Annotated in this window: 15 protein-coding genes and 1 pseudogene; 9 read left to right on the forward strand and 7 right to left on the reverse strand. The window is 70.1% G+C overall.

Features of this window, described 5'->3' with window-relative positions; translation table 11 throughout:
• From QH290_RS06860 to QH290_RS06870, 3 genes are all read left to right on the forward strand, one after another.
• The coding region (locus tag QH290_RS06860; protein ID WP_280382286.1) for an NAD-glutamate dehydrogenase domain-containing protein at positions 1–1,846 on the forward strand (1,846 nt) is incomplete at its 5' end.
• A gap of 207 nt (positions 1,847–2,053) precedes the next feature.
• A complete protein-coding gene (locus QH290_RS06865) occupies positions 2,054–2,542 on the forward strand; it encodes an acyl-CoA thioesterase (RefSeq protein ID WP_425301845.1) in 489 nt (162 codons plus the stop codon).
• A gap of 37 nt (positions 2,543–2,579) precedes the next feature.
• Positions 2,580–3,272, forward strand: a complete 693-nt coding sequence (locus QH290_RS06870; RefSeq protein WP_280268769.1) for a DUF8010 domain-containing protein — start codon at positions 2,580–2,582, stop codon at positions 3,270–3,272.
• Positions 3,273–3,409: 137 nt separating this feature from the next.
• Here QH290_RS06870 and QH290_RS06875 read toward each other — a convergent pair whose 3' ends face one another.
• Both QH290_RS06875 and QH290_RS06880 read right to left on the reverse strand, forming a co-directional pair.
• On the reverse strand, positions 3,410–3,724 hold the full coding sequence (locus QH290_RS06875; RefSeq protein WP_280268768.1) for an AzlD domain-containing protein: 315 nt from the start codon (positions 3,722–3,724) through the stop codon (positions 3,410–3,412).
• A gap of 3 nt (positions 3,725–3,727) precedes the next feature.
• Positions 3,728–4,447, reverse strand: coding sequence for an AzlC family ABC transporter permease (locus tag QH290_RS06880; protein WP_280268767.1), 720 nt, complete (start codon positions 4,445–4,447; stop codon positions 3,728–3,730).
• Positions 4,448–4,514: 67 nt separating this feature from the next.
• Between QH290_RS06880 and QH290_RS06885 the strand changes: the two genes are divergently transcribed.
• Complete coding sequence (locus tag QH290_RS06885; RefSeq protein WP_280382287.1) at positions 4,515–5,087, forward strand: helix-turn-helix domain-containing protein; 573 nt, start codon at positions 4,515–4,517, stop codon at positions 5,085–5,087.
• 31 nt (positions 5,088–5,118) lie between these two features.
• Here the strand turns inward: QH290_RS06885 and QH290_RS06890 are convergent, their stop codons facing one another.
• Together QH290_RS06890 and QH290_RS06895 are read right to left on the reverse strand one after the other, a co-directional pair.
• Complete coding sequence (locus tag QH290_RS06890; RefSeq protein WP_280268765.1) at positions 5,119–6,075, reverse strand: NAD-dependent epimerase/dehydratase family protein; 957 nt, start codon at positions 6,073–6,075, stop codon at positions 5,119–5,121.
• 109 nt (positions 6,076–6,184) lie between these two features.
• Positions 6,185–6,877: an HNH endonuclease gene (locus QH290_RS06895; protein WP_280268764.1), complete on the reverse strand. Its 693-nt coding sequence runs from the start codon at positions 6,875–6,877 to the stop codon at positions 6,185–6,187.
• Between the two features lie 235 nt (positions 6,878–7,112).
• On the opposite strand from QH290_RS06895, the gene QH290_RS06900 reads away from it, so the two are divergent.
• The 5 genes from QH290_RS06900 to QH290_RS06920 all read left to right on the forward strand — a co-directional run bounded on the left by QH290_RS06900 (position 7,113) and on the right by QH290_RS06920 (position 10,653).
• Positions 7,113–7,517, forward strand: coding sequence for a globin (locus tag QH290_RS06900; protein ID WP_280268763.1), 405 nt, complete (start codon positions 7,113–7,115; stop codon positions 7,515–7,517).
• 232 nt (positions 7,518–7,749) lie between these two features.
• Positions 7,750–9,273, forward strand: a complete 1,524-nt coding sequence (locus tag QH290_RS06905; protein ID WP_280382289.1) for a glycoside hydrolase family 13 protein — start codon at positions 7,750–7,752, stop codon at positions 9,271–9,273.
• Positions 9,274–9,329: 56 nt separating this feature from the next.
• On the forward strand, positions 9,330–9,608 hold the full coding sequence (ctaJ, locus tag QH290_RS06910) for an aa3-type cytochrome oxidase subunit CtaJ (RefSeq protein ID WP_280268762.1): 279 nt from the start codon (positions 9,330–9,332) through the stop codon (positions 9,606–9,608).
• Positions 9,595–10,065, forward strand: coding sequence for a DUF5130 domain-containing protein (locus tag QH290_RS06915; RefSeq protein WP_280268761.1), 471 nt, complete (start codon positions 9,595–9,597; stop codon positions 10,063–10,065). Before ctaJ ends, QH290_RS06915 begins: the two co-directional genes overlap by 14 nt.
• Positions 10,066–10,140: 75 nt before the next feature.
• Positions 10,141–10,653, forward strand: coding sequence for a helix-turn-helix domain-containing protein (locus tag QH290_RS06920; RefSeq protein ID WP_280382288.1), 513 nt, complete (start codon positions 10,141–10,143; stop codon positions 10,651–10,653).
• Here QH290_RS06920 and QH290_RS06925 read toward each other — a convergent pair.
• From QH290_RS06925 to QH290_RS06935, 3 genes and pseudogenes are all read right to left on the reverse strand, one after another.
• Positions 10,634–11,224 carry a YdeI/OmpD-associated family protein gene (locus QH290_RS06925; RefSeq protein ID WP_280268759.1) on the reverse strand — a complete coding sequence of 197 codons (591 nt, stop codon included), beginning with the start codon at positions 11,222–11,224 and terminating at the stop codon, positions 10,634–10,636. The genes QH290_RS06920 and QH290_RS06925 overlap by 20 nt on opposite strands.
• Positions 11,225–11,283: 59 nt before the next feature.
• Positions 11,284–11,874 carry a ClpP family protease gene (locus QH290_RS06930; protein WP_280268758.1) on the reverse strand — a complete coding sequence of 197 codons (591 nt, stop codon included), beginning with the start codon at positions 11,872–11,874 and terminating at the stop codon, positions 11,284–11,286.
• Between the two features lie 40 nt (positions 11,875–11,914).
• Positions 11,915–12,202: pseudogene (locus tag QH290_RS06935) on the reverse strand (ClpP family protease); the annotation flags it as partial.
• Between the last annotated feature and the right edge of the window lie 157 nt (positions 12,203–12,359).

A 12,359-nucleotide genomic window follows, 5' to 3' on the forward strand; every position in this document is an offset into this window, starting at 1 on the left:
GGCGGCGTTCGATCATCGGCATATTTTCTTGGATCCGGATCCTGATGCGGGGCGGTCGTTCCGGGAGCGGGGGCGGTTGTTCGCGTTGCCGCGTTCGTCGTGGCGGGATTACGACACCTCGCTGATCAGCGAGGGCGGCGGCGTGTGGGATCGCACCGTCAAGTCGGTGCCGATCAGCCCGCAGGCGCGGGCCGCGCTCGGCCTGGACGAGGGCATCACGTCGATGTCGCCGCCGGAGCTCATCCGGGCGATCCTGCGGGCGCCCGTCGGGCTGCTGTGGAACGGCGGCATCGGCACCTACATCAAGGCGTCGACGGAATCCAATGCCGAGGTGGGCGACAAGTCCAACGACGCGGTGCGGGTCGACGCGAACAGCTTGCGGGTCAAGGTGATCGGCGAGGGCGGCAATCTCGGCCTCACCGCGCACGGGCGCATCGAGTTCTGCCGCAACGGCGGCAAGTGCAATACCGACGCGCTGGACAACTCGGCGGGTGTGGACTGCTCCGACCACGAGGTCAACATCAAGGTGCTGATCGACGGGGTCGTCTCCAGCGGGGAGCTGGCGTCGTCGGAGCGCAATGCGCTGCTGGCCTCGATGACCGACGAGGTCTCCGAGATGGTGTTGCAGGACAACGTCTCCCAGAACTTCCTGATGGGCATGTCGCGGGCCGAGGCACCCCGCATGCTGAACGTGCAGAAGCGCCTGATCGCCGACCTCGAATCCCGCCGCGGGCTGGACCGTGAGCTGGAGGCGCTGCCGTCCGATGCGGAGATCAAGCGGCGCGCCGAGGCCGGGACGGGCCTCACCTCCCCCGAACTGGCGAATCTGATGGCGCACGCGAAGCTGTCGCTGAAAACCGATCTGCTCGATTCGGACCTGCCCGACAGCGCGTACTTCTCCGCCCGGCTGCCCCGGTACTTCCCGACGCCGCTGCGCGAGCGGTTCGGGGCCGCGATCAAGCGGCACCGGCTGCGCCGCGAGATCGTCACCACCATGGTGATCAACGAGATGGTGGACCTCGGCGGCATCACCTACGCCCATCGGCTCAACGAGGAGATCGGCGCCAGTGCCACCGATGCCGCGCGCGCCTTCGCCGCGGCCAGCGAGATCTTCGACCTGTCGTCGATCTGGAACCGCATCCGCGCGGCCGACATCGCCACCGCGGTGAAGGACGACCTGGAGCTCGAGACCAAACGGACCCTCGACCGGGCGTCGCGCTGGCTGCTGAGCAACCGCCCGCAGCCGATCGCGGTCGGGGCCGAGATCCATCGGTACAGCGGAGCGGTGCGGGAGCTGGCGCCCAAGGTGCCGGGCTGGTTGCGCGGCCACCACGTCCATTCGCTCGAGGAGCAGTCGGCGAAACACATCGCCCGCGGTGTCCCCGAGCGGCTCGCGACCGAGGTATTCGGCCTGCTCAACCTGTTCCCGCTGATGGATGTCGTCGATATCGCCGACATCACCGACCGCAGCGGCGAAGAGGTCGGCGCGCTGTACTACGCGCTCAACGAGCACCTGAAGATCGACTGGCTGCTGCAGGCGGTCAGCCACCTCGAACGCGGCGATCGCTGGCATGCGCTGGCCCGGCTGGCGCTGCGCGACGACATGTACGGCTCGTTGCGCTCGCTGACGCTGGACGTGCTCTCCGGCGGCGATCCGGAGGAGACGGCCGAGGAGAAGATCGCGTACTGGGAATCGAAGAACCAGTCCCGCCTGGGGCGCGCCCGCGCCGCGCTGGCCGAACTGTTCGAATCCGGCACCCACGATCTGGCGACGCTGTCGGTGGCGGCGCGGCAGGTGCGCAGCATGGTCAGCGGCGTGGGAGCGCAATCGGAGGTGCCGCGCTGAGAAGCGACCGCCGCCCCCTACCGATCCGGGTAGGGGGCGACGCGGCCGTTGTGCCAACTCACAGAAAACCGCACATCCGGGCGCTGACCGGCCCGGATCGCAGATGACGCCGGTGGCGCAGTCGTGACCCGGTCCGGCGCTGCCCGCTGTACCCGGCATACTGGATAGCTGAATCGGTTCCGGAGGCAGTGTCGCGGCGGAACGGCAATGCGATCGGAGGTAAGTGTGACGAGTGTCGGTTCGGTGAACGGGCTCGCGAAGACGGCCGGTACCGCCGTGCTGCCCAAACGTTTTCACGCCAAGGTCGACGTCCGCTGGTCGGATATGGACGTCTTTCAGCACATCAACCACGCCCGGATGGTGACGCTGCTCGAGGAGGCGCGGATTCCGTGGCTGTTCGACGACCGCCCCACGTCCGGACTGCGCTCCGGCTGCGTGCTCGCCGATCTGCACGTGCGCTACCGCGGTCAGCTCCGCCACGAGGACACGCCGCTGGACATCGCGATGTGGATCGAGCAGTTGCGCGCGGTGGACTTCACCATCGGCTACGAGGTCCGCGCGAACGGCGCCGCCCTGGACTCGCCGCCCGCCGTCATCGCCAGCACCCAGCTGGCCGCCTTCGACATCGACACCCAGCGCCTGCGCCGACTGACCGCGCCCGAGCGCGAATACCTCGCCCAGTGGAAGGCCGACTGAGCGCGCGGCCGGTGCGGAAGGCATGGGCGGTGCGGCGATGATGCCGGGATTCGATCATTCCGACCAGCGGGCACTGCGGGTGTCCGACCCGGCCGAACGGGAGAATCTGGCGACCTTCGCCGCGCGGGCGGTGCGGCTGGATCCGGCGGCCGTCATCCGGTTGCGGCGGCGCGGTGACCGGTTCGTCTCGGCGTGGGTGGCCACCGGTTTCGAGGCGCTGGCGGTCCGCACCGTGGTCGCGGACCTGGGCGTCGACGACGTGACCGTCGGCGGTGACACGCTGCTGTCCGGGCTGACCGGGCCGGGGGCGAGCGGCCCGATCGATCTGGGCTATTCGATGGATTCCTCATGGCGCACCGCGCTGCCGCCGACGACGGGTTTCGTGCACGTCGACGACGTCCCCGCGCGCAGCCTGGTGGAATTGGCCGAGCGCGGTCAGGAGGTGGCCGCCGAACACGGCAGCGGCCTCGGCCCGCCGGTGTCGCTGCTGGATCAGACCGTGCTCACGGTCACCGGCGGCGGCGAGGAGGTCGAGGTGCCGATGCGGGTCGTATTCACCCTCACCGCAATGGATTTCATCCCGCACTCCGGCGAGAAGGCCGACTCCCGCCGCATCGCCCCCACCGAGATCGTCCGCGTCCGCACCGCCCGCACCTGGCTACGCCTCGACGCCCGCTACGGCTCGGTGGCCCGCCGCCGCGGCCCGGGCATGCCCCTGATGCCCCGTTGACCACCATGTGCCGCAAGGCATCCCGGCCCGCTGCGCGAGGATGGCGGGATGGCGAGCGACAACATCATGCTGATCCACGACGGAAGTGGTAGCACGGCACCGACCACCCAGGAGCTTGGTCCCGGCGCCCGCGGGCCTCAGGCGGCGCCGAGGAGGCGGAGCAGGGCGGTGGTGATCGCCGCGGACAGGGCTACCACGATCAGCGGGGCGCGGCGCCAGGCCAGGACGACGGCGACGAGAACGCCTGCGGGGAGGGCGAATCCGGCCCTGTGGCCGGTGGGAACGAGTTCGGTGACGGCGAGGGCGGCGAGCAGCACGACCGAGCCGACCTCCAGGAGCTGGGTGACGCGCGGGGGAAAGGTGATGCGGCGGCGCAGGACCGGGCCCGCGAAGCGGATGGCGTAGGTGCCCACCGCCAGGGCGAGCGCGCCCGCGATCAGTGTGGTGTTCACGGTCTATCGCCTCGTAGCTTTCGAATCTCGTTGAGTCGCAGGGTTATCGGCCGCATCCTCGCGGCCCAGGGCCAGCAGCACGGCGGGCAGTGCCAGCAGTACGGGCAGCCCGGCGCCGAGGAAGGGCGTGGTCCCCGCCGTCACGGCCGCGCCAGCCAGCACCGCGCGGCGGGTGCGCCGGTCGCCACGCACCGCGGGCAGAGCCAGCGCCAGCAGCACCGCCGGGAACACCGCGTCCAGGCCGAAGCGGTTCGGGTCGGGGACCGCGGCGCCGATCGCGACCCCGAGCACGGCGCCCAGCGGCCAGGCCAGCAGCACCCCGAGCCCGCACAGCCAGAAGGCGGCGCGGCGGCGGTCGCGATCGGATTCGGCCAGGGCCAGCGCCACCGACTCGTCGTTCATGACGTGCGTGCCGATCAGCCGCCGCCACCCCGTGCCGACGACATCGGGCACCGCCAGCCCGTACGGTAGGTGGCGGGCGTTGACCACCAGCCCCGCGAACACCGCCGCCACGAGGCCGCCCCCGGCGGCGATGATCCCGACGAACAGGAATTCCGCGCCCCCTGCCAGTACCAGCACGCTGAGCAGCGGCGGCAGCCAGGCGGGCAGGCCGGAGGTCACGGCGGAGGCGCCGTAGGACACGCCGATGGCCACGACCGCCAGGCAGATGGTCGCAATACCGGTGAGGTCACTCCGATCGAGTGTTCGCCATATCGAACGCACGTCTACTATATTGAACGCAGTGGCCGGGGCTCGTCAATCTCGACCCGAGGTACTGTCTGAAGCCATCATGACCGAGCACGACGCCGCCCAGTCCGCGCCCCCGCAGGAGGCCATCGCCGCCGCTCTCCGCCGCGAGCGGAGCCGCGTCGGCCTCTCGCTCACCGAGGTGGCGCGCCGTGCCGGTGTCGCGAAATCCACACTGTCGCAACTGGAATCGGGCGTCGGCAATCCGAGCATCGAGACGCTGTGGGCGCTGTGCGTGGCGCTCGGCATCCCGTTCTCGCGCCTGCTCGATCCGCCGCGCCCGCAGGTCCAGGTGATTCGCGCGGGGGAGGGGCCGGTGCTGGCCTCCTCGCAGGCCGACTACCAGGTGGCGCTGCTGGCGGCCAGCCCGCCGAACGCCCGCCGCGACATCTACCGGATCTCCGCCGAGCCGGGCGAGCCGCGCCAGTCCGAGCCGCATTCGCGCGGCGAGGTCCAACACCTGATCCTCGCCGCGGGCCGCGCCCTGGTCGGCCCGGCCGACGCCCCGGTCGAACTCGGCCCCGGCGACTACATCAAATACCCCGGCGACCAGCCCCACATCTTCGAGGCGCTCGAACCAGGAACCTGGGCCATCCAAGCCAGCGAATACAGCTGACCAACGTCGGTCAGTGCCGGAATCGCGGCGGTCACGCGGCGAGCGGCTTGTTGTCCTGGGCGACAACGGTTTTCCACCAGGCGACGGTGCCGCGGGCGACCTCGTCGATGGGGGTCGGGCGCAGGCCGAGCCGTTGCTCGCTGGCCGAGGAGTCCAGTTCGAAGGGGCGCTCGAATTGGTAGTTCATCTCGGCCAATTCGCGCATCATGCCGTTGGCCAGCCCGGCGGTGCGCAGGACCCAGCCGGGCAGCGCCAGGATCTTCGGAGTGGGCACGCCCGCCGCCGCGGCCAAGGCGGCCACGAGTTCGCGGATCGTCACCGCGGGGGCGGTCGGGGCGTGCAGGAAGGAGTTCCACAGCGCGCGGTCCGCCGCGGCCGCGATCATCGCCGCCGCGAGGTCGGGCATGTAGGTGAACGAGTGCGGCACGTCGGGCCTGCCGAAGACCTGAACGGTCTTGCCCGCCAGGATGTTCGGCACCATGCGCTCACCGGCATGCGACATCCGCACGTGCGGGCCGATGAAGTCGGAGGCCGCCACGCTGACGGTCGGGGTCGGTGACTCCGCGCGCGCCTTCAGTAGTGCCACCCGCACGGCGGGCTTCCCGAAATCGGCTGTGCGAGGCATGGTTTCGGTCATAGGCTCGGTCACGGGGCCGTAGGAGTAGAGGCTCTCGGGAAAGGCGACCACGGCTCCGGCCTGCCCGGCCACATCCAGCACGGTCTGCTCGGCGGCGGGCAGCTCGGCCCACCAGGTGCGCGCGGCGTATTTCGACCCGTGCGTGCAGTGATACACCGCCACCGCGCCGTCGACGGCCGCCGAAAGCTGTTCGCGCCGGGTGACATCCACCCGCCGCCGCTCGATCAGGGGATGGTCGGGGCCGCTCCCCGATCGGGTCAGGATGCGGACGTTCTTCCCCGCCGCGGCCAATTGCTCGGCGACGGTGGTGCCGACGGGTCCCGCGCCGGTGACGACATGCAGCTCGGACATTTGTGTGCTCCTCTCGCTTTAGAGAGCGGCGCTCTCTAACTGAAGACAAGCATGCGCGCCCGTCACCGCTTTGTCAAGAGCAGTGCTCTCAATTGCGTGAGAATGCGACCTACGCGGCGCCCTCGCCCAGGTACTGCAACCACACCGGGTCCAGCTCGGCGGTGGTCGACAACAGCCGCCAGTGCGGGCCCTTCGGTGCCACCATCGGGTGATGCAGCGTCCAGCCCAGCTCGGCGAGCAGCTTGTCGGCCTTGCGGTGGTTGCACGGGGCGCAGGAGGCGACGCAGTTCTCCCAGGTGTGGGGCCCGCCGCGGCTGCGCGGAATCACATGGTCGATGGTCTCGGCCTTGCCGCCGCAGTACGCGCAGCGGTAGCGGTCGCGGTGCATCAGCGCCGCGCGGGTCATCGGGACCCGGGCGCGATAGGGCACGCGGACGTAGTTGCGCAGGCGGATCACCGAGGGCAGGGCGACCGACGCGCCCGCGGAGTGGACCACGGGACCATCGGGATTGTGGTGCACGGCATCGGCCTTGTCGCAGATCAGAAGCACGACGGCGCGGCGCGCGGACAGTGCGGTGAGCGGCTCGTAGGTGGCGTTCAGAAGCAGCACCCGGCGCTTCACCCAGGTGGCGACGCTCGGCGCAGGTTCGACGGTGCGGTGCGGATGTGCACCCGGAGCGGAACGTTTATCGGACAGAACATGCAGCGGAGAAGCCCCCGACCCACGATTGTGGACGTCGGCGGGCTGGAGTTGTCGGTGTGTCCGCGCCTCGTGCGACCGGGCGCCGTGCCGCTGCTTCATGGGAACCCCGAATTCGATTTGTCCGGTTCGTGTGGTATCCGGTCAGACACTGCCAACCAGTTGACCATGGAACCGCCAGCATTGCCAGCCGATTTGACACATTCCCGCTGTGGTGTTCGTGAACGCCGGGTTACACCCGGGGGTGGTATGCGCGTATCGCCCGATCGGGTGCCGACCTGTTGCCGCGCGGCAGCGGGTGGGAAGCCGGGCGGGGCACGGATATGCTGGCGGTGTTATGACTTCCGGAGAGCAGACGGCGACATCCTTCTACGAGGCGGTCGGTGGGGCGGAGACGTTCCGGCGCCTGGTGGCGGCCTTCTATCGGGAGGTGGCCCGCGACGAGGTGCTGCGCCCGCTGTACCCCGAGGAGGACCTGGGCCCGGCCGAGCGCCGGTTGCGCATGTTCCTCGAGCAGTACTGGGGCGGGCCGCGCACCTATTCCGACGAGCGCGGGCATCCCCGGCTGCGCATGCGGCACATGCCCTTCCGCATCGGCCCGATCGAGCGCGACGCCTGGCTGCGCTGCATGCGGATCGCCGTCGCCGAGATCGAACCGGAGGTGCTCGACGACGAGCACCGGCGCGCACTACTCGACTACCTGGAGATGGCGGCGAATTCGCTGGTCAACTCGCCGTTCTGAGGGCGTGGCGCAAAACCGCGCCCGGACCGGAGGATGTCCGATTCCTGCTGAAGGTTAGCTAGTTCTCGCCAACACGCGCGCCCGGGGCGGCTTTTACCGGAAATCTTTGGCACTATTACCCGTTGTGACACCTTCATCCCCCGGGGAGCGGGCCGCGTCGGCGGTCGGGTCCGATGCGGCGTCCACCGATCCCTCCGCCGCGCCGTGGTGGCGCTCGGCGGTCTTCTATCAGATCTATCCGCGCTCGTTCGCCGACTCGACCGGCGACGGCGTCGGCGATCTCGGCGGCCTGCGGGACCGGCTCGGCTATCTGGAACTGCTCGGTGTCGACGCGCTGTGGATCTGCCCGGTGATGCGCTCACCGATGGCCGACGGCGGGTACGACGTCAGCGATCCGCGCGATATCGACCCGCTGTTCGGCGATCTCGCGGTGCTCGACGAGCTGATCGCCGAGGCACACGATCGCGAAATCAAGATCACCATGGATCTGGTGCCCAACCACACCAGCGACCGGCACCCGTGGTTCACCGCCGCGCTGGCCGCCGGGCCGGGCAGCCCCGAACGCGCGCGCTACCACTTCCGCGACGGCCGCGGCCCCGACGGCGCCGAGCCGCCCAACAACTGGCCGAGCATCTTCGGCGGGCCCGCCTGGACCCGCGTGACCGAGCCCGACGGCACCCCCGGCCAGTGGTACCTGCACCTCTTCGCCGCCGAACAGCCGGACCTGAACTGGGAAAATCCCGACGTCGCCGCCGATTTCGAGCAGACGCTGCGCTTCTGGCTGGACCGCGGGGTCGACGGTTTCCGGATCGACGTGGCGCACGGCATGGCCAAGCCGCCGGGCCTGCCCGATATGGAGCATGTCGACACCCGGATGCTGAAGCACGACGACGACGATCCGCGCTTCAACAATCCGGGCGTGCACGCGATCCATCGCGGCCTGCGCAAGGTGCTCGACGAGTATCCGCACGCGGTGTCGATCGGCGAGGTGTGGGTGGACGACAACATCCGCTTCGGCGAGTATGTGCGCCCCGACGAACTGCATCTGGCCTTCAACTTCCGCCTCGCCGAGACTCCCTTCGACGCCGCGAAAATCCGTGGCGCCGTGGACAATTCGCTGACCTCGGTGACGGCGGTGGGGGCCAGCGCCACCTGGACGCTGTCCAATCACGACGTCGAGCGGGAGGTCACGCGGTACGGCGGCGGCAGCGCCGGGGTGGAGCGGGCGCGGGCGATGATCCTGCTCGAATTGGCGCTGCCGGGAGCGGTTTTCATCTACAACGGGTCCGAGCTGGGGCTGCCCAACGTGGACGACCTGCCCGACGAGGTGCTGCAGGACCCGACCTGGGAGCGGTCCGGGCACACCGAGCGTGGTCGCGACGGATGCCGGGTGCCGATGCCGTGGGAGGGGCGGCGGCCGCCGTTCGAATTCACCACGGGCACACCGTGGTTGCCGATTCCGCCGGAATGGGCCGAGCTCACCGTGGAGGCGCAGCTCGAGCGCCTGGACTCGACGCTGTCGCTGTACCGGGCGGCCATCGATCTGCGGGCGGTGCGTCCGGAATTCTCCGGCGACGAACTCGACTGGTACGGCAGCCCGCCGGGGTGCCTGGCGTTCCGCCGGCCGGGCGGTCTGGTCTGCGCGCTCAACGCCTCCGACGAGCCGATTCCGCTGCCGCCGGGGGAGGTGCTGCTGTCCAGCGCGCCGCTCGTGGGCAACAGGTTGCCGGTGAACGCGGCCGCCTGGCTGGTGTGAGCACGACACGTTCACCGGTCTGCGCCGCGGTCGGGAGGATCGTCTACCGTTGGGCTGTGAGCATTCTCGAGACAGTGCTGATCTTTGTCGGCATCCCGCTGGTGATCTACGCGGTGATCGCCGGATTGTCGTATCTCGGCAAACCGCTGCCCGGAGAGAAGCCGGTCCACTTCAATCTCGGTGACAAGTGGACCGCGGACCCGGTGCTGTGGAGTGCGACCGACGAGGTGACCAAGTTCGGTCACGACATTTCCGCCGGGTCGCACGGTAGTCACGCGGCCATCGAATCCGCCGCGTCGGAACTGATCGGAGGCCGGGCAAGTGGCAAGTTCTAACTGGCCCGCGGTGGTCGAGGCCGACCTGCCGCGCGGATATGCCGTCACCAGCAGCGGGCGCGTGTCCGGCGTGCACGAATCCGGCGACGTGTTCAAGGAGGCACCGTTCAGCGACACCGAACGGTTGATCATGGACAACACGCTCACCGAGGCCACCCGGGCGACCAAGGTGCGGTTCAACGTCTTCATCGGCGACCTGCGCCCGGAGCCCGCCAGCGGTGCCGACGCGATCTTCCCCTCCACCCCCGAGGCGGAGCGTTCGGTGCTCATCGCCGTCTCGCCGAACGACCGCGCCGTCGAGGTCCGCTCCGGCCGCGAGGTCGCCGACCGGGTCAACGATCGCATCTGCCAGCTCGGCGTCACCGCCGCGCTCAGCTCGATGCGCCAGGGCGACCTGATCGACGGCCTGGTGTCGGCGGTGCGGGTGATGGCCGCCGCCATCGGCCGCCCCAGCTGACGGTTTCGCGCCCCTGATTACGCTCTGAGCGGAATCAGGGGGCGCGATGCCGCGGGCAGACTTTACGCTCGGGGTATGGCCGAGCACCCGCGACTTCATTCGATCCCCGGCGGACGCGACGACCGATCGCCCGGGTTGCCGGACGAGACGGTCCGCGAACCGCTGTGGCGCGAGGTGCTCGGGGAGCGGTTGCGCTCCCTGCGGCGGGACCAGAGCGAGACGCTCGCGGAAACCGCAGGGCGCGCGGGGGTTTCGCCGCAGTACCTGTCCGAGGTGGAGCGCGGCCGCAAGGAGCCTTCGAGCGAGATGATCGCCGCGCTGGCAGGCGCCCTCGGCACCTCCCTCGGCGGGCTCACCGAACAGGTCGCCGACGAACTGCGGCGCCAGCGCCGAGTCGCCCTCGCCCGCGCGGCCGCCCGCCGCCGCGACGCGCTCCCGACCATGCTCGCCGGAGTCCCCGCAACGACCGCGGACCTGCTCGCGGTGGCCGGAAAGGTCCGCCGCATCGACCTCACCCGCACCGACGCACCCGACCACCCCGCCCCCGGCCGCCCCACCGGCCCAACCCTCATGGCCCTGGCGGCCTGAGCGCGGAGCGGTTTCGTAATGCCCGTAGGGCCTGGGTGAGACGGGCTTGTCCGGCCTCGGGGGTGCGGGCCTGGAGCAGGGGCAGGATCAGCAGGTATCGGCCGGTCTTGTCCAGGGCCTCGAAGGCCGACGCTGCCTGCGGGTCGGCTCGCAGGGCCGTGGCGAGGTCGGGCGGAACGGTTGCCGTTTTCTGGGACTCGTAGGCCGCCGCCCAGCGGCCGTCCTCCTGTGCCTTGCGCACCTCTGCCAGGCCCGGCTCGCGCATGCGGCCCGCGGCCGTGAGCATCGCGACCTTGTCCACGTTCACCCGCGACCAGAGGCTCCGGGGGCGGCGCGGCACGTACTTCTGCAGGTAGTACTGCTCGTCGAGCGAGCGCCGCTGCCCGGAGATCCAGCCGTAGCACAGTCCGGCGTCGACCATCTCGTCCGAGGTGATCGTCGCGAGGCCCGACGACTTCTTGGCGGCCTTGATCCACACCCCTTCGCGGCGGGTGTGGTGCTCGGCCAGCCAGCCCTCGAATGCCTCGGCATTCGCGAAGGCGATGATCTCCACACCGTCGAGCTCGTCCACACCGCACAGGCTAGCGCCGCCGTCCGACAGGTTGTCCGCCGCCGATTCCGTGCGACCGGTCAGCCGCGCGGGCCGAGGGTCTTGTCGACCAGGCCGTAGTCGATGGCAGCCTGGGCGGTGAAGACGCGGTCCCGGTCGGTGTCGTGGCGCAGCGTGTCGATGTCCTGACCGGTGTGCTCGGACAGGATGTTCTCGATCTCGGCCCGCATGCGCACGAGCTCGTCGGCCTGGATGATCAGGTCGGGGATGGCGCCCCGGCCGCTGGCCGCGGGCTGGTGCAGGACGATCCGGGCGTGCCCGAGCGCGCTGCGGCGTCCCGCGGCGCCACCCGCGAGCAGCACCGCACTCACGCCGATGGCCTGGCCGACGCACGTCGTCGCGACCGGCGACGAGATGTGCTGCATGGTGTCGTAGACGGCCAGCATGGCGGGCAGGTCGCCGCCCTCGCTGTTGATGTAGAGGTTGATCTCCTGTCCCGCGCTCTCGGCATCCAAGTGCAGCAGCTGCGCGATGAGCGCATTGGCGACACCGGAGTCGATCGGCGTGCCGAGGTAGACGATCCGCTCGGTGAGCAGGTGTGAGTAGACGTCCATGATCCGCTCGCCGCGCGGGTCGCGCGCGATGACATTCGGAATGGTGTAGCTGGTCATGCTGCGGCCTCCTGATGGCGCGAATAGTCGAAAGTGCTGCTCATGCCGTGATTCCCACGCGCTGCCGCTCCGGGATCACCTGGTGGAACGAGTCGACGATGCCGTCGATGAAGCCGTACTCCCGCGCCTGGCTCGCGGTGAACCAGCGGTCGTGCAGCGAGTCCTCGTAGACGCGCTCGAACGGCTGCCCGGTGTCCTCGGCGATCAGGCCGAGCACGGTGTTGACCGTGTGTCGCAGATCGTCGGCCTGCACCTCCACCTCCCCGGCGCTGCCGCCGATCCCGGCCGAGCCCTGATGCATGAGGATCCGGGCGTGGGGCCGCGCCGACCCCATACCCCCCGCACCCGGCCCCCCCCGGCCGCCGTATCCTCGACGGCCAGGGTGATCAGCCCGATCCGCTGCGCTTCGGCCGCGTCGAACTTCTCCCCGGTCTGGTAGTAGCGCGCGGCCGCGCGGGAGGTCATCCGGGGCAGCAGGGTCAGCG

The sequence above is a fragment of the Nocardia wallacei genome, assembly GCF_029869545.1.
Classification (GTDB): domain Bacteria; phylum Actinomycetota; class Actinomycetes; order Mycobacteriales; family Mycobacteriaceae; genus Nocardia; species Nocardia wallacei_A.